Below are 22,110 nucleotides of genomic sequence, written 5' to 3'. Positions count from 1 at the left end.
AGCTAGGGAAGCTGAACCGGCGACCGGTGATCATCGATGGGCAGCGTGTCTGCCGTGACGGTGATCGAAAGCTTCTGCAAGAACAGGTCAGCCCAGTGATTGGTGAGGAAGGCCGTATCGGCTGCATCCCGGCCCGTCGCAATGCGCACGAGCGATTGACGCGGAGCAAGCCCCGTGGAATCAACGACCCACCACGCACCATCAACATAGGCCTCGGCGACGGCATGGAAGTCCATCGGGCTCAGACCGGGCGCATACACCGAGGCATAGCGCGCAGGCACATCTTTGGCGCGCAGCATCGAAATGGTGAGATGCGCGTAGTCACGGCAGACGCCCTGGCGCGCCAACAGCGAGTGGGCTGCACCATCGGTCGCCAAAGAAACGCCCGGCGTGTAGCGCATGTTCGCCCCAACCCAATCACGCACTGCTTGAAGCAACTCGTGACCGGTCTGGGCAGGAAACAACGAACGAGCGCTCGGAAGCAGAACATCAGACTCGCAATACCGGCTCGGTCGCAAGTATTCGACGAGGTCAATCTCGTTAACCGGTGCGGGCTCGGGAGTTTCCTCCACGGTGGCGGCGTAGTCCACGACGAGCTGCCCCGGCCCCGCAACGAGCGAATGCAGGCGGGTGCCGCGCGCATCGACCAACTCTGTTGGTTGCTGAGGCACGCCATCCAACACGAAATCGATGGATTCGGATGCCGTAGGCCAGCGCGCAGACACCGCAATGCTAAAGACCATTTCGGTGCGACCACGAAGGTCAAGTTCTTGGTGGGAGGTAACGGTACGCAGCATGGCTCGATACTGTCATGAGAAGCTGAACTGGTCATCCCCACAGCGTGCTAATAGCAGGTGGCAATTGCTTGCTAGGATGGAGCCCTTGCCTTCGTAGCTCAGGGGATAGAGCGCCGGTTTCCGGTACCGTAGGTCGGGGGTTCGATTCCCTCCGGGGGCACTGTTATCTTCACCCGCACACTGATTGTTCCGAGCCGCTACGAGACCACGCAGCAGGCGTCAGCGCCGGCATCGGTGCTCGTCGCAACAGACGCGAGCATCTTGACGGGCTCGGCGAAGGCTTCGCAGCACAGTTCGTAGACGTTGGAACGACCGCGCGGCGTGACCGTGACGAGGCCATTGTCGCGCAGAGGCGCCAAGTGGTGACTCACCAATGTTTGACTCAGGCCCGTGGCATCCGTGAGTTCACGCACTGTGTGAGGGCGTTCAGTGAGCAGGAGCACGAGCTGCAACCGGTTGGGATCGCCGAGGGCGCGCAACAGTGGCGCTAGGCTCTGGGCTCGCTCGGCCGAGGCAGACCAAGTGGGCTTCTGAATAGTCAGAAGATCGACGCGTTCACTCATGCGCTCAATCTTACACAGGATCTTTGTTATCAACAGCATTTGCTGTTATTGTGAGCGAGCGCTAGTGGTGCTGCTGGCGACGATTTTCAAGGAGAGCAATGACAACCGCACAATCCCCCTCCACACTGCCCGTCGTCGTTATCGGCGCTGGGCCCATTGGGCTCGCCGCCGCTGCCAACCTCACTACACGCGGCATCGACGCCGTCGTGCTCGAAGCTGGAACCCAGGCGGGTGCAGCGATCAGCGACTGGGGCCACGTCTCCCTTTTCTCCGCTTGGTCCTACAACATTGACCCCATCGGCCGCACACTTCTCGAAAAAACGAACTGGGTCTCCCCCGATCCCGATGCGCTCCCCACCGGTGGCGAACTCGTGCGCGACTACCTACTTCCCCTCGCCGCTACCGCCGAAGTGGCCCCCTTGATCCGCTACAACAGTCGCGTGATCGGGATGTCGCGCCAAGGCATCGACTCCACCACAACCATGGGCCGCGAGCGCCGACCGCTCCTAGTTCGCGTTGACTCCGCTGATGGCGTGTACGACATCCTCGCCTCGGCGATCATCGATGCCTCGGGAACGTGGGGCCACAACAACCCGATCGGCGCATCCGGACTCCCCGCGACAGGTGAAGCCGACAGCGCTGCCTGGCTCACCGGCCCGCTCCCCGACGTTCTCGGCCGCGACCGCGCGCGCTTCGCAGGTAAGCACACCCTCGTGATCGGCATGGGCCACTCAGCGGCCAACACGCTGCTGGCTCTCGCCGAGCTGCGCGACAGTGAACCCGGCACCGACATCACCTGGGCTATTCGCGGTCGCTCTGCTCGCCGCCTCTACGGCGGCGGCACTGCCGATGAGCTGCCGGGTCGTGGCGCGCTCGGAACGCGCCTCAAAGCTGCTGTCGAATCCGGCGCGATTACCTTGCTCACTGACTTCACCACTACCGAACTTGCACCTGAGCCCGATGGTCGACTGCGCGTGATCAGCAACAACCCCGATGGCGAACAAGCTGTGACCGTAGATTCTCTCGCCGCCGCCACCGGCTTTCGCCCCGACCTCGGCATCCTGCGTGAGCTACACCTCAGCTTCGACCCCGTGCTTGAGGCTCCCGTTGCGCTCGCGCCCCTCATCGACCCGAACGTGCACAGTTGCGGCACCGTCGAGCCTCACGGTGCCAGCGTGCTGTCGCATCCGGAGAAGAACGTCTACGTGGTCGGCATGAAGAGCTACGGCCGAGCACCCACATTTCTTATGGCTACTGGCTATGAGCAAGTGCGCTCCGTGGTCGCAGCAATCGCGGGCGATACTGCGAGCGCTGGTCGAGTGAGCCTGATGCTTCCGGAAACTGGAGTGTGCTGCAGCTCAAGCGGCGGAGGCTGCTGAGCCAGCCCCACAGCTCAGCAGAGCCTTGCAGCGCTTCCCCGCCGGGCGCACCTATTCTTCGAGCACGATGCCCAAGTGGGCAGCTAGCATCGGGGCGAACTCAGCCAGTTGGTAGGAGTTGATGGTTGCGCCCTTGAGATGCTCGACCCCAGCGACGTGGCGCAACTCAAGAGCTCGCAAGTCGACATTCGCCAACGTAGCGCGGGTGAGATCAAGAGTGTTCACCTGCGTGTTCGTGAACGAGACCCGGTTGGCCGTGGCAGCGCCGAGGTCGAGTTCGTCGATCAGGCAGTCGTCAAACAGCACATCCTGAAGGTGGGCGCCCCGCAGATTTAGGTAGCCAATACGGCAATGGGTAAAACGAACCGACTTCCAGGTGGATTCGTACAATTCGGCCGAGCCCAGCCGAGATCCCTCGAAGCTCACATCCCGAAGATTCGAGCGGGGTGCCGTAAAGATGGGGGCGTTGAGTTTCTCGAAGCGTGTCTCGACGAACTTCGCCGACCGAAAGTCGGCCCCGTTGGCCTCCACGGCGGAAAACTCGCACTCAGAAAACGAGGCACCCGAGAGATCCCGATCGCTGAGATCGGATGCCTCAAACCGCTGGCCGTCATAGCTTTCGTGGGCTTGCAGTTCGGTCGCATCGCCTTCAGCCAGATTCTCGAGGATCAGCGCGTTCACGAGCGGTGACGCCGTCGCAGCTTTCTTTGCCATGTAATCGCTCTCTCCTAGTGAGGGTGTCTCGCGAATCGAAGTTACCCCACACCACCGTCGCTTCCCCACTACTGTGTTGCCATGACGCCTCCCGCAACTGCCGCTGACCGAGTCGCCCACTTTTCACGCAAGCTTGACTTCGAAACCGATCCCTCGGATGTCGGAGCGGCCCTCGAGACACAGGAACGTTTCGTGTTGATCGATTCCCGAGGCGATGCGGCCTGGAACCAAGGCCACGCCATCGGAGCCGTGCACATGCCGACTGCGGACATCAGCGAGCGGGCCAGCGGCGAGATCGCCCTCGATATGCCCGTTGTCGTGTATTGCTGGGGCCCCGGCTGCAACGGCGGCACGAAGGCTGCCCTCGAGTTCGCACGACTCGGCTACGAGGTTCGCGAAATGATCGGCGGCTTCGAATACTGGGCGCGCGAAGGCTATCCCGTCGCCGATAGCAATGGTCCAGTCATCCGCGAAAAAGATCCGCTCACCGCTCCAGTTTCAGCGATCTCCTGCGACTGCTAGCAGCAGGACGCCTCGGCCCGGCTCGAACGCCCTACCGCGCGTCGCTCGAGTGCGACTCCAAGAATTCGTAGAGCTCACGGTCATCCACTCCCGGGAAGGTTCCCGAGGGCAGCGGCGAGAGAATGTGGGCGTGCAGCTTGGCGCTCGACCAGGCGTTGCCTGACCAGCGATCGCGCAACTCGTCTTCGGGTTTGCGGCAGCAGCTTTCGTCGGGGCAGGTTGACGACTGGCGCACATCCGTTGCCCGGCCACGGAACCATTTCGAGTGCGCAAAGGGCACGCCGATGGTGATGGAGAACTCTTCCGCATCCGTTGTTCCCGTTTGGGCTGACTCGAAGAAGCTGCCCTCTGGGGTGTCGGTGTACTGGTAAAACTCGGTCGTGCGATTCGTGCGGGTGAATGCGGTGCGCGCGCTCCACTTGCGGCACACAAACTGGCCCTCTGCCGATCCCGTAACGTCGACTGGCAGACGCAGACCATCATTCTCGTAGGCCTTGTAGACAGCCCCATCGTCACCGACGCGCAAGAAGTGCGTTTCGAGGTCGAGGTGCGAGGTTGCCAAGTTAGTGAAGCGCAGCGCAGCCGCTTCGTGGGTGACGCCGAAGGCATCCCGAAAATCTTCGACGGCGATGTTGCGATTCGTCTTGGCTTCGCTCAAGAACTCAACGGACTGCTTCAAGGGCATGAGTACGGCGGCCGCAAAGTAGTTAATTTCCAGACGCTGGTGTAAGAACTCGGCGTAGCTGGTGGGTTCGGTGTGCCCAAGCACGCGGTGCGCCATCGCCTGAAGTGCCATGGAGCGCAAGCCGTGACCGCCAGGGATGGATGCCGGGGGCAAGTAAATGCGTCCGTGCTTGAGGTCCGTTACCGAGCGCGCGGAGTGGGGCAAGTCGTGCACGTGCACGAGCTCGAAGCCAAGCGATTCTGCCATCAGGCTCACGGCCCGGTGAGTCAAGGCGCCCGTGGTGTGGTTTCCGGCGAGCGTCAACTTTTCGGCTTCTTTTTCGAGCTCAGGCAAGTAGTTGTCGAGGGCGCGCATGCGAATGCGCAGCTCGGTATTGGCGCGCCGGGCCTCCTCGGGAGTGGCAATCGCTTTGCGCGACCGCGTCGAAAGCTCATGGTGGAGGCCAACGATTGCTTCGAGAGTCTCATCGGGAATGCCCTTGGACGGGCGGATCTTGGGTAACCCCAGCGAGGCGTAGATCGTGCTGCGTTGTAAGCGATCGAGCTCGATTTCGAGGGCAGCCCGTTTAGTGGGCGGCGACTCCTCCAAGAGATCGGAAAGTTGGATGTCCGCGGCTGTTGCAATGGCCGACAGCAGAGAGAGGCGTGGTTCGCGCCGCCCGTTCTCCATGAGGGAAAGCTGGCTACCCGCCACACCGACCTTGTCTCCCAATTGATCGAGGGTCATGCCGGCGGTCGTGCGGAAATGTCGGATGCGTTGCCCGAGAGTCACAAGATCATTCACACGTTCACTATAACTAAAGAATGGTGATTCTTTCCACTCGATTCGCCAACGTGGCGAGCAAAAGTGGGTCATCATCGAATAACAACAGTTTTTTCAGCACAACAACTCTTCAGCGGAAGGTAGAAATGAGCATCGCCGAGATGACAAGAACGCACTTCTCCGCACCCGACGGAACAAATCACAGTGTTATCACGTGGGTGGAACAGATCGCCGCCCTCACACAGCCCGACGAAATCGTCTGGTGCAACGGAAGCCCCGAGGAAGCAGATGAGCTCGCAGCCGAAATGGTTGCCGCCGGCACGCTCACCCGCCTCAACGACGAGTACCGTCCCCACAGCTACCTTGCCCGCAGCGACCCGAGTGATGTCGCTCGCGTCGAAGCCCGAACCTTCATTTGCTCCGCCGAAGAAGTAGACGCTGGCCCCTCCAACAACTGGGCCGAGCCCGCAGAAATGCGCAACACGCTTGACGACCTCTTCGCCGGCAGCATGCGCGGTCGTCGGATGTACGTTGTTCCCTTCTCCATGGGCCCGCTCGGTTCCCCGCTCGCCAAGATCGGCGTGCAGGTAACGGACTCCCCCTACGTCGTCATGAGCATGGGCATCATGACGCGAATGGGAACCGCCGTTCTCAATGCCATCGATGACTCCACTGAATGGGTGCGCGCCATCCACTCGGTCGGTGCACCGCTGGAAGCCGGTCAGGCTGACGTGCCGTGGCCCTGCAACCAGACCAAATACATCAGCCACTTCCCCGAGACTCGCGAAATCTGGTCGTTCGGTTCCGCCTACGGCGGCAACGCGATTCTCGCGAAGAAGTCATTCGCACTGCGCATCGCTTCAGTGATCGCTCGCGAAGAGGGCTGGCTTGCTGAGCACATGTTGCTCCTCAAGCTCACCAACCCCCGCGGTCGCGTATTCCACATCGCGGCAGCATTCCCCAGCGCCTGCGGCAAGACCAACTTGGCCATGCTCAAGCCGACCATCCCCGGCTGGAAGGCCGAGACGATTGGCGACGACATCGCGTGGCTCGGCAAGGGAGCCGATGGCCGCCTGCGCGCCATCAACCCTGAAGCTGGCTTCTTTGGAGTGGCACCGGGCACCGGCTACGCCACCAACGAGACCGCGATGGACACCATCTGGGGCAACACCGTTTTCACCAACGTCGGCCTGAAAGATAACGGCGACGTGTGGTGGGAAGGCATGAGCGATGAGGCGCCTGAGCACCTTATCGATTGGCAGGGTAACGACTGGACGCCAGAATCTGGCACCCCGTCGGCACACCCGAACTCACGTTTTACTGTGGCAGCAGCACAATGTCCCAGCATCGCAGATGACTGGGAATCGCCACAGGGCGTCGTTATTGACGCCATAATCTTCGGCGGTCGCCGCGCGACCAACGTGCCGCTAGTGGTGGAGGCACGAGATTGGGAGCATGGCGTCTACCTGGGCGCCACCATCTCATCTGAGCGGACGGCGGCTGCCGAAGGCACCATTGGCGAACTACGGAGAGATCCGTTCGCCATGATGCCCTTCTGTGGATACAACATGGCAGACCATTGGGCCCACTGGCTCTCGGTCGGTCAGGATCTCCGCGGATCCGGCACGGTGCCACGCATTTTCCAAGTCAACTGGTTCCGCAAGGGTGCCGACGGCTCCTTCTTGTGGCCAGGATTTGGCGAAAACTCGCGCGTGCTCGAATGGATTCTCAACCGTGTTGACGGCACGGTTGCCGCCCGCGAAAGTGCCCTCGGGTTGATGCCGCGTGAAGGCGACCTCAACATCGACGGTCTCGAACTCGCCGATGACACCATGGAACAGCTTTTCGCGATCGATAACGACTCGTGGATGGCCGAAGCCGAAGCTACCGAAAAATTCTTCGCCACCTTCGACGGCCGTGTTCCTGCCGCAGTTTCTCGCCAACTTGAGCACCTGAAAACACGTCTCCAGAGCTAACCAACGAAACCGCCTCGCCGTTCGTCTTTACTAGTGTGACCACAATTGCGCTAACTATTGGCCATTCCTCGGCCACAATAGAGACGACGGCGAGGAGGGGCTCAGTGACTGAGACCGAAAACACCCCTGCCCGCTGGGAAGACGTAGTTACACAACTCGTCGAAGAGCGCGGCGAAGCACTAACGCGCTACGCGTACCTGATTTCGGGAAACCGCGACGACGCCTCCGACCTTGTGCACGATGCCCTCGTGAAAACATTCGGCCGCCTACGCAACGGCTTTGGCATCGCCAGCGCCGAAGCCTATGTGCGTCGAGCGATTCTGAACACCTACCTTGACCGCGGTCGAAAGATCAGCCGCTGGCGCAAGATTGCCCACCTCACGGTGGAGCCCGACATCCACGAATCTGCGGACGCCGACACCGAGGCTCGATTAGATTTGCAGTCTCAGCTGATGAAGTTGCGGCCCCGCGAGCGCGCTTGCGTTGTGCTGCGTTACTACGAAGACCTCAAGGTGGACGACATCGCTGCGACGCTAGATATCAGCTCAGGGGCTGTAAAACGTTATTTGAGCGACGCCCTCGGCCGCATGGCTGTGAGCCTTGATCGCGATGCTGCCGACACCGTAGGAGGCCACCGTGGTTGATGAGAACGAGCTTCGCGCACACCTGACGTCGGGCGAACCGCCCGCCATAGCTATTGATACAGCCGCTGTTATTTCACGAAGCAAGTCGCGTCGTCGTCCGCGCCAGTGGGCTGTCGGCGTTGCCGGCGCACTCGCGGTTGGTTCGCTGATCTTTACGGGAGCCAGCGTGCTGCCGCTGTTCACGAACAGCACTACGGCCGTGAGCGTGCTGGCAGAGGATTCCTCCCCAGAGTCGGCAGCAGATTCCTCGGACGCCGGAGCAGCCCAAGCATCTCCCGACGATTCTCTGGGTTTTGGGTTATGCGGTGCGACCATTCCTGAAGAGTCCGCGTCTCCCTTCGGCCTAACGCTCGAACTCGAACTTGCCGCAGAGGTTGTGGCCTCGGGCAGTGCCTTCGGAACGGTACGTCTGACGAATGAGTCGAATGCCCCCGTGCAGGGAACAACCGCATCGGTGCCTGACGTCAATCTCCTCGACAACTCCATTGTGATTTCCCACAGCCCCGACGCACAGATTCTGTCGGTGATGCCCATCAACCTGCAGCCGGGCCAAAGCATCGAATTCCCCGTGGCTATCGCCATCTACGACTGCACCACCATCGACACGGGCGGAATGGTTGACCCCGGCACGTATGCGGTCAGCAGCACTCTCGCATTCGTTCCCACCGACCCAGCCGACGGCGCCGCCGCTGAGGTACGCAGCGAACAGATGCCGATCGTTCTGCAATAACCCAAGGTTCCTGTCGTTAGACTCGCCGTGTCACTTTTGTCGACGAAGGAGCATCCTGTGAAGGCACGATTGGGCACTGTTTTTGCCCTCGCTGCGGCATTAGCTTTGCTAACCGCAACCCCTGCCCTGGCCGACGACCCAGTGAGCCTCGATGGCGCCTATGTCGTCGATTCCGCTGGGGTGCTTGCGGGCGATAGCGGCGACGTCACCGACGCACTGGATTCGTTGTATGACCGGGCCGGCATCCAACTCTTCGTTGTGTATGTCGACGAGTTCACTAACCCGTCGTCTCCCATTGATTGGGCGGATGCCACAGCCGAAGCTAATGGGTTCGGTAGCAACGATGTGCTTCTCGCGGTGGCAGTCGACACTCGCCAGTATTCGCTTCAGGTAAGCACCGACACGTCTCTGAGCGATGCCCAGTTGGATGCAGCGGAAGCCGCCATTGAGGCGCAACTGCGCGACGATAACTGGGGACAGGCTGCGATCGCGGGCGCAAATTCGCTCGCGGGCGATATCGCTGCGGGCACAGGCACAGGCACGGACTCCGGCACGACCGAGTCATCGAGTGGCGGTATTTCGGTGTTGCCGATTGTGGGCGGCGCGGCTGTGGTTGGTGTTGGCGCTTACGTGTTTTACCGTGTTCGCCGCCGCGGCAAAAAAGGTGCAGCTGCTGGTACCCCTGTCGAGAGCGTGTCGCAAGAGGAACTCGACCGCCGGGCCGGCAGTGCGCTTGTCGAGCTGGATGACTCGCTCAAGACGAGCGAACAAGAGCTCGGTTTTGCTGAGGCCCAGTTTGGCGCGGCGGCCACGACTAACTTCGCAGCATCGCTGAAAGAGGCGAGCGCTGCGGTGGCGCAGGCGTTCCGCATCCGCCAGAAGCTCGATGATAGTGAGCCTGAGACTGCTGAGCAGAAGCGGGCGATGACAATCGAGATCATCGAGCTGTGCGAGCGAGCAGACGATTTGCTTGATGCTCAAGCGGCCGCGTTTGAGGAACTGCGCAAGCTCGAAACGAATGCCCCCGCAGCCCTCGCCGAGACGTCCACGCTGATCGCGAAGGCTTCGGAGCGTTTGCCCGCAACCGAGAGCGCCCTCGAAGCGCTCCGCGGTCGCTATGCGCCGGGTGCTATCGAAGCCGTGACTGACAATGGTGAACGCGCTCGCGCCTTGCTCGCCTCGGCGGTTGCCGATTCCACCGCCGCCAGCGCTGCCATCGAGGCGCAGAAGCCGAGCGAGGCCGCCGTCGGTGTTCGCACGGCTCAAGCAGAACTCGGCCAGGCCATCCAACTCATGGATGCCGTCGATTCCCTTTCGACAGAGCTCCAGTCTGCCGAGACGCAGCTTGCAGCCACGATCACTGACACCACGGGCGATATTGCTGCTGCTCGCGCGCTGCCGAACGATGCCACTGCCGGAGCGTTGCAGCCGGCGATCGCGGCTGCCGAAGCGGCTCTCGCGACGGCGCAGTCCGCGACGGACAACCCGGTGGCGAGCCTCAGCACTCTGGGTGATGCCAATGCGGCGCTCGAGACAGTTTTTGTCGGCGTGCGCGATCAGCAGGCGGCCTTCGCCCACGCCGCTACGCAGCTGTCGGCGGCTTTGGCCGCAGCGCAGTCCCGCATTACGACCACGGCGCAGTTCATCACCACCCGCCGCGGCGGTGTGGGGGCGACGGCACGAACGAGAATCAGCGAAGCAGACCGTCAGTTCAAGCAGGCGTTGGCTTTGCAGACGTCCGACCCTGTGACGGCGTTGACGCATGCGCGCCAGGCTGACCAGTTGGCGGCAAGCGCCTATGACCTCGCTCAGCGTGAGGTGTCGCAGTTCTCTACGGGCAGCAATTCCGGTTCGGGAATGCTTGGCGGCCTGGGTGGCGCGGTTGGCGGCAGCGGCGGTGGCGACCTCTTGGGCGGCATCATCGGTGGTTTGATCGGTGGCAGCCTCGGATCGCGGTCGTCACGACCGTCCAGTGGCGGTTCGTGGGGCGGGGGCTCCCGCTCGGGAGGATTCTCGGGTGGCGGCGGTAGACGTTCCGGTGGAAGTGCTGGACGCAGTGGTGGCGGTCGCAGTCGCGGCGGTAGATTCTAAGTACGGTTTCTTCGAAAACTCACGAAAGGCACTTCGCATGGCAAAGCAGTCGATTCTCGGTCGTATTTCACAAATGGTGAAGGCGAACATCAATTCAATCCTCGATCAGGCTGAGGACCCGCAGCTCATGCTCGACCAGCTGGTTCGTGACTACACCAACTCCATTGCGGATGCGGAGAGCGCCGTCGCTCAGACCATCGGCAATTTGCGCCTCATGGAGCAGGACCACGCCGAAGACCGCGAAGCTGCCTCCGACTGGGGTCGCAAGGCTCTCGCCGCCAGCGTCAAGGGAGACGAACTCCGTGCTGCCGGCAACACCGTTGACGCCGACAAGTTCGACAACCTTGCCAAGATCGCGATCGGACGTCAGGTTTCCGCTGAAAACGAAGCTCGCGCTGCTGCCCCCACGATCGCCTCGCAGACGCAGGTCGTTGACCAGCTCAAGAGCGGCCTCGACGGAATGCGCGCCAAGCTGAGCGAACTCACCGCGAAGCGCGACGAGCTTGTCGCTCGTTCCAAGACTGTCGAAGCTCAGTCGCAGGTTCACGACGCTCTCAAGTCGATCGACCTCCTCGACCCCACGAGTGACCTCGGTCGTTTCGAAGACAAGATCCGTCGCGAAGAAGCCAAGGTTCTCGGTCAGCAGGAGCTTGCAGCATCCAGCCTGGATGCTCAGTTCGAAGGTCTCGAAGACCTCGGCAAGGTCACCGAAGTTGAAGCACGACTCGCTGCTCTCAAGGCTGGCGGCGCTCAAGCACTCACCGCCGGCGAATAGTTCGCCCGCACGAAAGTTCACACCATGGCACTCACTTATGTTGTCGTGCCCCAGTGGCAAGGCTCGGGTTCTTCTCGAGCCATGCAGCTGGTCGACGGAGCCGAGTCGATTCGGGGAGATCTTCCCTCCGCAGCGACTCGCTCCGTCGATATCCCGCTTGAGGCGGGCGACCACCAGGGCACGGGCATCCACCGCTACAGCTCGCTGTTGCTCGTGCGTGACCGCACCCGCAACGCTCTCGCTGCTGACGACACACCCCACCTCACGATTGGTGGTGACTGTGGCGTTGAACTCGCCGCAATCGAGCATGTGAGTGCTCAGCAACCGGCCGTGGTGTGGTTTGACGCGCACCCCGATCTGCACACTGCGGCTTCCAGCCCGTCTGGCGCCTTCACTGGCATGGTGTTGCGCACCCTGCTGGGTGATGGGCCGGCAGAACTTGTTCCCGAGCATCCGGTGCGCGCTGATCGGGTCATTCTGGCCGGAGTGCGCTCGATCGACACTGCTGAAGATGAATACATCACGCAATCCGACATCCGGATGCTGGGCCCCGCCACCTTCTCAACGGAAGCGTTGCTCGATGCCATCACCGCAACCGGTGCCGACAGCGTTTACTTGCACATCGACCTCGACGTGCTCGATCCTGCCGCACTGGCTGGGCTCGGCTCCCCCGTGCCGTTCGGGCTCGAAGCGTCCGCGCTCACCGAGGCCATTCGCGCGGTGCTCGCGAAGTTCCCGCTTGCGGGAGCGGGTATTACCGAGTTTGCTCCGTCATCCGCAGCCCATGCCGTGGATGATCTGCCGACCATTTTGCGATTGATTGGCGCCCTCAGCAGCGCCAACACTCATTCGCGTGGTTCTTCAGAAACCTCGACAGAAACCGAGTAGTTCGCGCCGTCGACATCGCTGAGTGTGACACGGCTGTCGAAGTCTTCATCGAGCGTGGTGTCGGTGAGCACGCAATCGAGCTTGGTGCCGTTCTTGAGCGGGATGCTGTCGTCACCGCAGTCCATTTCGGGCAGTTCTCCCGTGGTCTGTTCAAGCGCGCCTGCTGCCGTGGCAGCGATCTCACTTGCGGGGACTTCGACTGGAGGCTCGCTCGAGCAGCCGGCGATGAGCGCCGTCGACGCGAGCGTGAGTACGAGGATTGCGGAACGCAACACAGGAGCCTCCGAAAAGTTGGTGTGGGTATGAGCTTATCGCCAGCATCCGGCGACAGAACAGTCGGTGAGTCGTAGTCTGAAGACATGACTGACGCCAACACCAGCACGCCGAAAATCACTGTGGAGCGAGACGGATACGTCTTGCTCATCGGACTCAATCGCACCGATAAGCGCAATGCCGCCGACATGGAGATGTTGCAGCAGCTCGCGCTGGCCTATGGCGAGCTTGAGCGCGATCCCGAGCTGCGGGCAGGTTTCGTTTTTGCTCACGGCGACCACTTCACTGGCGGCCTCGACCTTGCCGACATCGGCCCCCGCATCGGAGCGGATGGGCTCGATATGGTTCCCGAGGGCGGCATCAACCCGTGGCAGGTCTCGGGCGAAAAGCTCTCGAAGCCTGTCGTGATTGCGGTGCAGGGCACGTGCCTCACCCTCGGTATCGAGCTGCTGCTGGCGAGCGACATTGCGGTTGCCGCCGACTCGACCGTCTTCGGTCAGGTTGAAGTATCGCGTGGCATCCTGCCGTTCGGCGGCGCCACTATCCGCTTCCCCCGCCAGGTTGGCTGGTCGAATGCGATGCGCTGGATTCTCACTGGTGACAGCTTCGACGCCGCCGAGGCGTACCGAATCGGGATGGTGCAAGAGGTCGTTCCGCACGGCGAGCAGTACGCGCGTGGCCTCGAACTGGCGCACCGCGTCGCAGCCCAGGCTCCCTTGGCAGTGGAGGCAGCGCTCGCCAACGCCAACCTCGCGATTCGCGAGGGCGATGCAGCGGCTGAGGCTGGCCTTCAGCCCGCCCTCGTAGCGGTCGCCCAGAGTAAAGATGCCAGAATTGGCATGGAAGCGTTCATGACCCGCACGACCGCCGAGTTCATCGGCAAGTAGGATCGCCGGCACAACCAACCCCGGCAACACGCGCACCACCACCGCGAAGGAGTTCGAAATGACCGAGAACAACTGGGATGTCATTGTCATTGGAGCCGGAGCGGTTGGTGAAAACATTGCAGATCGCGCCGTTCAGGGCGGGCTCAGCGTCGTACTGATCGAGAGCGAACTCGTGGGTGGTGAGTGTTCGTACTGGGCGTGCATGCCGTCGAAGGCCCTCATCCGCAGCGGTCTCGCTCTGCGGGCGGTCGAGAAGCTACCGGGTGCCGCCGAAGCCGTCACCGGTGGCATCAACGTTGAAGCGCTCCTCGCCCGCCGCAACAGCTTCACCAGCAATTGGGATGACGCTGGTCAGGTGAAGTGGGTGAAGAAAGCGGGAATCGGGCTCGAGCGTGGTCACGCTCGCCTCGACGGAGAGAAGAAGGTCACCATTACAGCTGACGACGGAACTGTGAAGACCTTGACTGCCAATCATGCGGTGGTCGTCGCGACCGGCTCCGACCCGAAGCTCCCCAACATTCCCGGGTTGATCGACGCGAAGCCGTGGACCCCGCGTGAAGCGACCTCGGTGAAAGTTGTTCCCGAATCATTCGCGATCATCGGCGGCGGCGTTGTGGGCGTCGAGATGGCCACTGCCTACCTCGACCTCGGTGCCGAAGTCACCCTGTTTGCCCGCAGCGGATTGCTCCACGGTCAAGAAGACTTCGCCGGCGAAATGGTGGCGAAGGCACTCAAGGAGCGCGGTGTCACCATCGTCGCGGCCTCCCCCACGAGCGTGGAACGCACCGCTGACGGTGTCGTGATCACAACCGACGATGCCACCTTCACGGCATCCGAAGTTCTGATTGCCACTGGTCGCGCCGCGCGTACGAACGACATTGGGCTTGAGAGCGTTGGCCTAACTCCGGGCGACTGGCTCTCGGTTGACGACACGATGCTCGTGCACAACACTGACTGGCTGTACGCCGTCGGTGACGTCAACCACCGTGCGTTGCTCACTCATCAGGGCAAGTACCAGGCTCGTGCTGCCGGTGATGTGATTGCCGCGCGCGCCAACGGCAAACCTGTAGATGACGCCCCGTGGGGTGCGCATGTTGCGACCGCCGACCACGGCGCTGTGCCGCAAGTCACGTTTAGCGACCCCGAAGTTGCTTCGGTCGGTGTGATGTCGCACGACGCCGAGAAGCAGGGCATTGACGCCCAGGTCGTTGACTACAACATCGGGTGGGTTGCCGGCGCGAGCCTGCAGGCCGACGGCTACGAAGGCCACGCACGACTCGTAATTGATCGCGAACGTCAGGTCATTATTGGCGCAACTTTTGTGGGTCAGGATGTCGCGGAGTTGCTGCACTCGGCCACCATCGCCATCGTCGGCGAGGTTCCCATCGCGCGCCTGTGGCACGCGGTTCCCTCGTACCCCACGATCAGTGAGGTGTGGCTGCGACTGCTCGAAACGATCGGGCGTCCGTGAGCCGAGCACTAACGCTGGGCACGCGGTTCGGGCACGCTCTCGCGCGCACCGAACACAGTCCGCGCGCTCAGCGAGTGCTGCTGCACCCCGTGGTCACGCGACCTGGCTACTGGTTTGCTACAGCATCCGGGCTGCTGTGGGGTGGCGTGCTGAGCGGACTGCGGGTGCGTTCTCAAGGCGGCGTTATCGTTGCCGAGCACGTGCCTCGCTGGGCCTTCGGTCGCGGCGGCACCACGATTGGCGCCGTGTATCTCACCTGCGACAACGCGAGCGATAACGTGTTGGCGCATGAGGCTGTGCACCGCAAGCAGTGGCGCAAGTATGGGCTGTGGTTTATTCCGCTGTATCTGCTGGCCGGGCAGAACCCGCTGACGAACCGCTTTGAGGTGGAGGCGGGGCTGGAGTTGGGCGGGTATGTGCGCGCGAAATCATCGCGTGCGCCGAAAGACAGCACGGAGAACTAGTAGGCGGATGCTGGGCGCGAGCTAGTTCGAACTGAGCAGGCGTGCGGGGCCCTGATGGGCAACCCACGCGTAAACGGTGCTCTCGCCGAATGCGCTCACCGGCAGCATTTCGCTGAGCCACGCATCGACCGAACGGGCAACGCTTTGGCCGCGTTCGCGCAGCAACCAGCACACGCTGAAACGACCAGGAGCCGATAGCGGCTGGATGTCGTCAGCCGAGTCAACCTCGATGAACACTTGGCCGCGTGAACGGGCCGGCAATGTCGCGAGAATCATCGATATTGCGTCGATCGAGGTCTCGTCTCCCGCGAGCAGCACACGGTCAGCCGACTGGGGATTCCAGGCGATCTGCGGGGTGAAGAGTTCGGGAAACATTGATCCCAGTATAGGCATGCCTTACCTAAATTACGAAGCCCTCTCGGCGGACTCCAAGCCATGAGTTTCAGCGGCCTAAAAGGATCTCGGCACCGTCGGGTGGCTCAGAGTGCTCGCGAGCTTCCTAGCATCGGCGGTGGTCTGAACAACTGCCTGCCGAATGCCATCGAGCCCGCGGGGCGGGCTCAGGCAGGGCAACCGAAGTAGGGACCGAAGTCACTAAGGCGATACTGCCGACCTCCGAAGGTTGCCCTCATATTCCCATCTCCGCGAGCCACACCGCGACCGCCCGGGAACCAAGCCAGAGTCGCTTCGATCGCAATCAAAACTGCCCCTTCACGCTCGGTGTCAGACGCCCATCGGTGTTTCGTGAGACCGCGTTGCACTTGACCCGCAATGCTACTGCCGAAACTGCCGATTTCGATGTCGTACCACGGCGCCGGCTCGTCGCGCCTCTCTTCGACCCGGTACTCGTATGGGATCTCGACTCCGTTGATGGTGAGAGCCGCGATCTCTACTAGGCCTCGCTCGGTGGCGCCGAGTGAGCGCCAGCTAAACCCACGCTCCGAATCGATCATCGTGGGCTGGCGGGGTACTGGTCGAAACATCGACATCCTCATGACTCTCGCATCAGCGTTTGTAATGAGCGTACGACGCACAGCTACGAAGAGAAATCACCCCGTTTTAGGGCCGTGCGCCATCCGTCCCATGGGACTGAGCTATAGCAGCGCGCCGCCCAGAAGCCGCATTTCGGCGAGGGGCTAAGCCCCAAACGCCACCGGATGCCTTGAGCCCCACTGGAAGCGCCGCTCGAGCTGCGCACCAATCGCGAGTAACACGTCCTCGCGACCGGGGCGGCCAATGAGCTGCACGCCCATTGGCAGCCCTTCCGCGGTTTCGTGCACGGGGAGGCTGATTGCGGGCAGGCCTGAGACGTTGACGAAGCTCGTCCAGGGTGTGTACTGCACTTGCTTTGCAAAGTTCTCGAAGGCATCCTCGGCATGAAACCAGCCGAGCGGGCGTGGGGTCATAGCCATCGCCGGGGTCAGCACAGCGTCGTAGGTCGAGAACTGGCGGATGACGCTGCGCTCGAACCGGGACAGGGTCGCGATGGCGACGCCCACGTCGCGCGCGCTCATCCGACGTCCGCTTTCGATGAGCCATTTCGTGAGGGGTTCCACGAGCTCGAGTTGTTCACCATCGAGCGGGATCCCGGCAGCCCCCGCTTGCCACAGCACCGTGAAGGCTTCGGCGTATTCGGGTGAGGGGTCGAGCGCGAAGTCTTCGCTGCCGTGGCCGAGCTGGTCGAGCGCGCTGCGGGCGAGGGTGAGAGCATCCTGAGCTGCGGGCGAGACGCTGATCTCGTAGGTCTCATCCCACGGTGAGGTTGTCATGACGCCAATGTTGAAGGTGCCCTCACCGCGGATCGCGGCGTTGAGGAAGGCGCCGCCGTCCCACGTGGGCGGACCAACAGAGAAGGGTGAAGGGCCGGCAATGCCATCGAGGAGCAACGCGGCATCTGCCACGGTGCGAGCCAGCGGCCCGGCCACCGGGAGCTGGCCGAGACTACCGAAACCGCTGCCCGCGGGCACGCGACCACGCGAAGGCTTGAGCCCGACGAGTCCGGTCGCCGCGGCGGGGATGCGAATCGAGCCACCACCGTCCGAGCCGGGCGCGAACGGCAAGAGACCGGCCGAGACAGCGACCGCCGCTCCCCCGCTGCTGCCGCCGGAGCCCAGCGAGGTGTCCCAGGGGTTCACAGCCGGGGCATCCGAAAGTGGTTCGGTGTAGGCGGGGAGGCCGAATTCGGGAGTCGCGGTTTTGCCGAGGCTAATTGCGCCGGCGGCATCGAGAACGTCGGCGATCTCATCCGACACCTCGGGCACGAAGTCGGCGAAGGCGCGCGATCCGTAGGCGGTGCGCACTCCGGCGCGGGCCCACAAGTCTTTTTCGCCCGAGGGCAGGCCCCAGAGGGCGGAGGCGCGGGAGCCAGAGGCCTCGAGCTCCGCAGCACGCTGGCGCGCAGCATCCGGAGTCACGACCGTAAAGGCACCAAGCTCAGGGTTCAGCCGTTCGATGCGATCGAGATAGCACTCCACGAGTTCGCTGGGCTTCACCTCGCCCGCTCGCACGAGATGGAGCTGCTCAAGGGCGGTGAGGCGATGAAGTTCTGACACGGATTCAGCCTAAGGGGGTTGACAACAACCCGCGATGCTGGTTGGTTAGTTACATCACCAACTAACCAACTAGCCGCCGTACTGTTACCGCATCACCGCGGCACCGCTAGATCACCACCCGCACTCAGAAAGGAGGCTCACATGGATGACTCTCGCCCCATCTTCGCGCAGGTCGCCGAGAACATTGAGAACGACATCATCTCCGGCGCACTGCCCGAAGAAGGCCAGGCTCCCTCGATCAACGAGTTCGCAGCCTTCTATCGCATCAACCCCGCGACCGCCCTCAAAGGCGTGAACGTGCTCGTCGATGCAGGAATTCTCTACAAGAAACGAGGAATCGGAATGTTCGTCGCCGCCGGCGCTCAAGAACAACTCAAAGGTGCCCGCCGCGACAGCTTCAGCAGCGAGTACGTTCGCCCCCTCTTGGCCGAGGCAGAAAAGCTCGGCATCGACTCTGCCCAACTCACCCAGATGATCGCCAAGGAGGCGAACAACTCATGACCCCCACCATCGAGGTCACTAACCTCAGCAAGCACTTCGGCAAAGTAAACGCCGTCAACGACGTGAGCTTCACGGTCGAAAAGAACAAGATTTACGGCCTGCTCGGTCGCAACGGTGCCGGCAAGACCACGCTCATGCAGCTGCTCACCGGCCAAGAGTTCGCCTCGAGCGGCTCCATCTCGCTGTTCGGTCAACCCCCGGTCGAGAACGCCAAGGTTCTGCAGAACACCTGCTTCATCAAAGAGAGCCAGCGTTACCCCGAAGACTTCCGCCCCAAAGACGTCTTTAAAACTGCCCCGTGGTTCTTCGCCAACTGGGACCAAGAATTCGCCGATCGACTGATCGCCGACTTCCGCCTCCCCCTCGACCGCCGCATCAAGAAACTCTCGCGCGGCCAGCTTTCCTCCATCGGCGTCATCGTCGGCCTCGCCTCGCGCGCCCCGCTCACCTTCTTCGATGAGCCCTACCTGGGGTTGGATGCCGTGGCTCGCCAAATCTTCTACGACCGCCTTCTTGAGGACTACGCCGCCCACCCGCGCACCGTGATCCTCTCCACTCACCTCATCGACGAGGTCAGCAACCTGCTCGAACACGTTCTCGTGATCGACGAAGGCAAACTCCTCATCAACGAGGATGCCGAAACTCTCCGCAATCGCGCCACCAACGTTGTCGGCATGAAGACCGCCGTCGAGGCGTTCATCGGCGACCGCGAAGTGTTGCACCGCGACGGTATCGGCGGGCTCAGCTCTGTCACCGTCGCCGGGCTTAGCGAGAGCGAGCGCCGCGACGCACACGCTGCCGGGCTGGAACTGTCACCGGTGTCGCTGCAGCAGCTCATCATCCAACTCACCCGCACCGAGACCAAGGAATTCGAGGCCAGCGCATGACCACCACAACAACGGCTCTCGCCCAGCCGGCAAGCCCCCTGAAGCGCATCACGCGCGTCACGAAACTGCACTTCGCCAACCCCTGGACGACCCTCGGCTTACCGTGGATCATTCTCGGAGTGATCTTTGTCGGGTCGCTCACGATCTGGTGGCTGATCTACTCGGCGCTCTCTCCCGAGCAAAGAGAAGGCGCACTCGAGGGAACAGAATTTGGTGGATCCAGCTTCTTCATCTTCATCTACATGATGGTGGTGGCGATTCAAGCGATCAGCATCACGTTCCCGTTTGCACTCGGCTACGGCGTCACTCGTCGCGACTACTACCTCGGCAGCGCTCTCGCCTTCATCGCTCTTGCCGTGATCTACACAACAGGTCTCACCGTGCTCGGAGCAATCGAAAAGGCAACAAACGGCTGGGGCATGGGCGGAACGATGTTTGCACCGATTTATTTCGGTGAATCTGCGCCGGAACGCATCTTCGTTACGTTCGTGCTGTTCCTGTTCTTCCTCTTCTTCGGTTCCGCGATTGCTGCGGTCTGGGTGCGGTGGAAGGCAACCGGCGTCACGATGTTCTTCATCATCGTCGGGGCGCTCCTCGTCGGCCTGATCGCGCTGACCACCTTTACCGACTCGTGGGCTGCCGTGGGCTCCACACTGGTCGACCTCGGCGTACTCGGCGTCGCCGCCTGGAGCCTCGTGCTCACCGCGATCAGCGGCGTCGCCGGCTTCGTGCTGCTGCGACGGGCAACCCCGCGCAACGCGGCGTAGCTCTAAGGCTGCGGTTGCTAGAACAACTCAGAGACGCGGATGCCCGGCTCTCCCCTTCCGGGAGGCCGGGCATCCGGCGTCAATGACCAAGCAAGCCGCTTCTAGGGTGCCACTCGGGTCAGGTATGCCTGAAAGAGAAATCCACCCAAACCGAGGACAACCTTTCGCCCATGCAACAGACCTCCGATATCTTTGCAGGAACCTGGTTGACCGTCGATTGATCGAGGGGTATGCGGAGGATCGCTATGTCTTCGAGCTAGCGGCCTCGCTCAGCAACGAATGCAGTGCCTGATCATTCAGAGCCTTGTTCGAAGATTGGGTCGAGGATGGCCGCGACTTGTGCAATCTGATCGTCCAATTTTTCTGCGCAGACGTCTTGTAAGCGTTCTTTCTTGCGCCATGCTGCCCACTTTGGCTGACTCAATGCGCCATATCCTTGGAGAATCGGGGCGATCGGTGACAGACTCACTTCCCGGTAGGCGGCCACTGCGCGCACTGCTTTGAGGAGCTCTGCAGCGTCGAGACCGGCGCCACTGAGCGTAACGATATCGACGTAATCCCGCCAGCGAGTGCTCGCAATGCCTCTTTCTAAAATCGTGACCCCTTTCTCGGCGACAGTCGACTCCGGCGCATATCCGACCAGCCTGATGGGGTTTCCGAGAATTCGCTCCAACGTGACCTCACGCGGAGCCGGGACGATGGGATCCCCAGCGGATACGTCCCATGCCACAACGCCCTGCCAGCTGCTTACTGTTACCTGCACACGAACGCGCACGCCTGGATAGTCAGCGTCGTCTCGAATTTCTGCGATGTTGAGCGTATCGAGCAAGAACTCAACCCCGTCACCTGCATCAACGGCTGCGACGTCGCGCACTACCTGGCTGAGATGTTCTGGAGTGACATCCGCCGCTATCGCGTTTGAGTCTGCATCTTTGGTCGGACGGCGAACCCCGTACGCCCCGAGCAGTAGTCCCCCTTTCAGCACGAAGTCGGGCGCGTGCACGGTGCGGTTGAGTCTGTCGAGGAATGACTCCAGCGAGTGACGAATTAGGTACTCCTGTGTGGGCGCAGGAGAACCGTTCGCAGCAACGCTCGCTCGCGCAGCTGCTTGGATTCGACGAAAGACTTCGTCGCCATTCACGAGAGAGCTTCCAAAGCGGCCAAGACTGGGGTCTTGGTGCGCGGCAGCTGTACAGCAGCCTGCACGAGCTTGGCTGGCTTACCTCCGCGGCGGAGCCACTCTTTGAGCGCCTCTCGAGGAATTTCATAGCCAGTTATTGCTCGCAGACGGAAACAATCGGCAATGGTGCGCTCAGGCGTGTAGATACCGATGGTGTGGGAGCTTCCCGGGATGGCAATTTCGTTGCGCTCGATGCCGAAGGTGGCTTTGTCGAACCGGTGCCAACGGATGGCCCCGTCACTGACCGGTGCGCGCGCTCCTCGGGGGATGGCGACATCGAGCTCAGCGGGGATGGCGTCAGTGAGGTCGTAGTACGCGAGGGCGGAAACGAGACAAATTGTCGCTTCAGGACGCCGCGCTGAAGCTTCAATCTGGTCCCAGTCTGCCGCAGGCGAACCGACGGGGAGATAGAGACCGCGTGCGATCCGTTCCCATTTCCCCGCTTGTGCATCACGGTAGAGACCGCTCCGGTTTGTCTCGGCGCTCTCAGCAGATTTCGGCCTGACTACTTTCATCACCCCTCCTTTACGAAACGAAATGTACACAGCTAACTCTAGCTGGCTACGTTTCGTTTCGTTTCTGAGTGGCCGTACCTGTGCCAG

Annotated in this window: 24 protein-coding genes and 1 tRNA gene; 15 read left to right on the top strand and 10 right to left on the bottom strand. The window is 61.9% G+C overall.

The features are described 5' to 3' along the window. Positions 1-2: 2 nt before the first annotated feature. Positions 3-797 (bottom strand): transglutaminase family protein, encoded by a 795-nt coding sequence (locus tag I6E56_RS13860; RefSeq protein ID WP_197139117.1) that lies wholly within the window; start codon positions 795-797, stop codon positions 3-5. Between the two features lie 87 nt (positions 798-884). Between I6E56_RS13860 and I6E56_RS13855 the strand changes: the two genes are divergently transcribed. Further along, positions 885-957: transfer RNA gene (locus I6E56_RS13855), tRNA-Arg, on the top strand. A gap of 37 nt (positions 958-994) precedes the next feature. On the opposite strand, the gene I6E56_RS13850 is transcribed toward I6E56_RS13855, so the two are convergent. Then, positions 995-1,360: a helix-turn-helix transcriptional regulator gene (locus tag I6E56_RS13850; RefSeq protein ID WP_197139116.1), complete on the bottom strand. Its 366-nt coding sequence runs from the start codon at positions 1,358-1,360 to the stop codon at positions 995-997. A gap of 98 nt (positions 1,361-1,458) precedes the next feature. On the opposite strand from I6E56_RS13850, the gene I6E56_RS13845 reads away from it, so the two are divergent. Continuing rightward, positions 1,459-2,739 carry an NAD(P)-binding protein gene (locus tag I6E56_RS13845; protein ID WP_197139115.1) on the top strand — a complete coding sequence of 427 codons (1,281 nt, stop codon included), beginning with the start codon at positions 1,459-1,461 and terminating at the stop codon, positions 2,737-2,739. A 51-nt stretch (positions 2,740-2,790) separates the two neighbouring features. Here I6E56_RS13845 and I6E56_RS13840 read toward each other — a convergent pair whose 3' ends face one another. After that, the gene (locus I6E56_RS13840) at positions 2,791-3,453 is read right to left on the bottom strand and encodes a pentapeptide repeat-containing protein (RefSeq protein ID WP_197139114.1); all 663 of its coding nucleotides are present in this window, start codon (positions 3,451-3,453) and stop codon (positions 2,791-2,793) included. An 81-nt stretch (positions 3,454-3,534) separates the two neighbouring features. On the opposite strand from I6E56_RS13840, the gene I6E56_RS13835 reads away from it, so the two are divergent. Then, positions 3,535-3,975, top strand: a complete 441-nt coding sequence (locus I6E56_RS13835; protein WP_197139113.1) for a rhodanese-like domain-containing protein — start codon at positions 3,535-3,537, stop codon at positions 3,973-3,975. Between the two features lie 31 nt (positions 3,976-4,006). Here the strand turns inward: I6E56_RS13835 and I6E56_RS13830 are convergent, their stop codons facing one another. Then, positions 4,007-5,443, bottom strand: a complete 1,437-nt coding sequence (locus tag I6E56_RS13830; RefSeq protein ID WP_197139112.1) for a helix-turn-helix domain-containing protein — start codon at positions 5,441-5,443, stop codon at positions 4,007-4,009. Positions 5,444-5,568: 125 nt separating this feature from the next. Here I6E56_RS13830 and I6E56_RS13825 point away from each other — a divergent pair, with 125 nt between their 5' ends. From I6E56_RS13825 to I6E56_RS13800, 6 genes are all read left to right on the top strand, one after another. Continuing rightward, positions 5,569-7,398 (top strand): phosphoenolpyruvate carboxykinase (GTP), encoded by a 1,830-nt coding sequence (locus I6E56_RS13825; RefSeq protein WP_197139111.1) that lies wholly within the window; start codon positions 5,569-5,571, stop codon positions 7,396-7,398. A gap of 104 nt (positions 7,399-7,502) precedes the next feature. After that, positions 7,503-8,042: a sigma-70 family RNA polymerase sigma factor gene (locus tag I6E56_RS13820; protein ID WP_197108966.1), complete on the top strand. Its 540-nt coding sequence runs from the start codon at positions 7,503-7,505 to the stop codon at positions 8,040-8,042. Further along, the gene (locus tag I6E56_RS13815; RefSeq protein WP_197139110.1) at positions 8,035-8,772 is read left to right on the top strand and encodes a hypothetical protein; all 738 of its coding nucleotides are present in this window, start codon (positions 8,035-8,037) and stop codon (positions 8,770-8,772) included. The genes I6E56_RS13820 and I6E56_RS13815 overlap by 8 nt, the downstream gene beginning before the upstream one ends. Before the next feature lie 57 nt (positions 8,773-8,829). Next, positions 8,830-10,863, top strand: coding sequence for a TPM domain-containing protein (locus I6E56_RS15240; protein WP_197139109.1), 2,034 nt, complete (start codon positions 8,830-8,832; stop codon positions 10,861-10,863). A gap of 37 nt (positions 10,864-10,900) precedes the next feature. Next, on the top strand, positions 10,901-11,638 hold the full coding sequence (locus tag I6E56_RS13805; RefSeq protein ID WP_197139108.1) for a PspA/IM30 family protein: 738 nt from the start codon (positions 10,901-10,903) through the stop codon (positions 11,636-11,638). A 24-nt stretch (positions 11,639-11,662) separates the two neighbouring features. Continuing rightward, on the top strand, positions 11,663-12,526 hold the full coding sequence (locus tag I6E56_RS13800; protein ID WP_197139107.1) for an arginase family protein: 864 nt from the start codon (positions 11,663-11,665) through the stop codon (positions 12,524-12,526). Here the strand turns inward: I6E56_RS13800 and I6E56_RS13795 are convergent. Beyond that, complete coding sequence (locus tag I6E56_RS13795) at positions 12,484-12,801, bottom strand: DUF4333 domain-containing protein (protein ID WP_197139106.1); 318 nt, start codon at positions 12,799-12,801, stop codon at positions 12,484-12,486. The two genes, I6E56_RS13800 and I6E56_RS13795, sit on opposite strands and share 43 nt — an antisense overlap. 84 nt (positions 12,802-12,885) lie before the next feature. Here I6E56_RS13795 and I6E56_RS13790 point away from each other — a divergent pair, with 84 nt between their 5' ends. Genes I6E56_RS13790 through I6E56_RS13780 form a run of 3 tightly spaced genes read left to right on the top strand, consistent with a single transcriptional unit; the run spans position 12,886 to position 15,621 of the window. Beyond that, positions 12,886-13,686, top strand: coding sequence for a crotonase/enoyl-CoA hydratase family protein (locus tag I6E56_RS13790; RefSeq protein ID WP_197139105.1), 801 nt, complete (start codon positions 12,886-12,888; stop codon positions 13,684-13,686). 58 nt (positions 13,687-13,744) lie between these two features. Beyond that, positions 13,745-15,157 carry an NAD(P)/FAD-dependent oxidoreductase gene (locus I6E56_RS13785; RefSeq protein WP_197139104.1) on the top strand — a complete coding sequence of 471 codons (1,413 nt, stop codon included), beginning with the start codon at positions 13,745-13,747 and terminating at the stop codon, positions 15,155-15,157. Then, entirely contained in the window at positions 15,154-15,621 is a 468-nt protein-coding gene (locus I6E56_RS13780) for a hypothetical protein (protein ID WP_307842871.1), read from the top strand. Before I6E56_RS13785 ends, I6E56_RS13780 begins: the two co-directional genes overlap by 4 nt. Positions 15,622-15,642: 21 nt before the next feature. Here the strand turns inward: I6E56_RS13780 and I6E56_RS13775 are convergent, their stop codons facing one another. The 3 genes from I6E56_RS13775 to I6E56_RS13765 form a co-directional block, all read right to left on the bottom strand. Beyond that, on the bottom strand, positions 15,643-15,996 hold the full coding sequence (locus I6E56_RS13775; protein WP_010205043.1) for a siderophore-interacting protein: 354 nt from the start codon (positions 15,994-15,996) through the stop codon (positions 15,643-15,645). Between the two features lie 185 nt (positions 15,997-16,181). Next, positions 16,182-16,604, bottom strand: coding sequence for a hypothetical protein (locus I6E56_RS13770; protein WP_197139103.1), 423 nt, complete (start codon positions 16,602-16,604; stop codon positions 16,182-16,184). Positions 16,605-16,757: 153 nt separating this feature from the next. Next, positions 16,758-18,173 (bottom strand): amidase, encoded by a 1,416-nt coding sequence (locus tag I6E56_RS13765; protein WP_197139102.1) that lies wholly within the window; start codon positions 18,171-18,173, stop codon positions 16,758-16,760. Between the two features lie 141 nt (positions 18,174-18,314). Between I6E56_RS13765 and I6E56_RS13760 the strand changes: the two genes are divergently transcribed. Genes I6E56_RS13760 through I6E56_RS13750 form a run of 3 tightly spaced genes read left to right on the top strand, consistent with a single transcriptional unit; the run spans position 18,315 to position 20,328 of the window. Continuing rightward, positions 18,315-18,674 (top strand): GntR family transcriptional regulator, encoded by a 360-nt coding sequence (locus tag I6E56_RS13760; RefSeq protein WP_010205039.1) that lies wholly within the window; start codon positions 18,315-18,317, stop codon positions 18,672-18,674. After that, positions 18,671-19,561, top strand: coding sequence for an ABC transporter ATP-binding protein (locus tag I6E56_RS13755; protein ID WP_197139101.1), 891 nt, complete (start codon positions 18,671-18,673; stop codon positions 19,559-19,561). Before I6E56_RS13760 ends, I6E56_RS13755 begins: the two co-directional genes overlap by 4 nt. Further along, complete coding sequence (locus tag I6E56_RS13750) at positions 19,558-20,328, top strand: ABC transporter permease (protein ID WP_197139100.1); 771 nt, start codon at positions 19,558-19,560, stop codon at positions 20,326-20,328. Before I6E56_RS13755 ends, I6E56_RS13750 begins: the two co-directional genes overlap by 4 nt. A 292-nt stretch (positions 20,329-20,620) precedes the next feature. Here I6E56_RS13750 and I6E56_RS13745 read toward each other — a convergent pair whose 3' ends face one another. Together I6E56_RS13745 and I6E56_RS13740 are read right to left on the bottom strand one after the other, a co-directional pair. Next, a complete protein-coding gene (locus I6E56_RS13745; RefSeq protein ID WP_197139099.1) occupies positions 20,621-21,469 on the bottom strand; it encodes a nucleotidyl transferase AbiEii/AbiGii toxin family protein in 849 nt (282 codons plus the stop codon). Then, complete coding sequence (locus I6E56_RS13740; protein ID WP_197139098.1) at positions 21,466-22,023, bottom strand: type IV toxin-antitoxin system AbiEi family antitoxin; 558 nt, start codon at positions 22,021-22,023, stop codon at positions 21,466-21,468. The genes I6E56_RS13745 and I6E56_RS13740 overlap by 4 nt, the downstream gene beginning before the upstream one ends. Between the last annotated feature and the right edge of the window lie 87 nt (positions 22,024-22,110).

It is taken from the genome of Salinibacterium sp. NK8237 (genome assembly GCF_015864955.1).
GTDB lineage: Bacteria > Actinomycetota > Actinomycetes > Actinomycetales > Microbacteriaceae > Rhodoglobus.
This window is presented reverse-complemented; position numbering and strand designations above follow the sequence as displayed.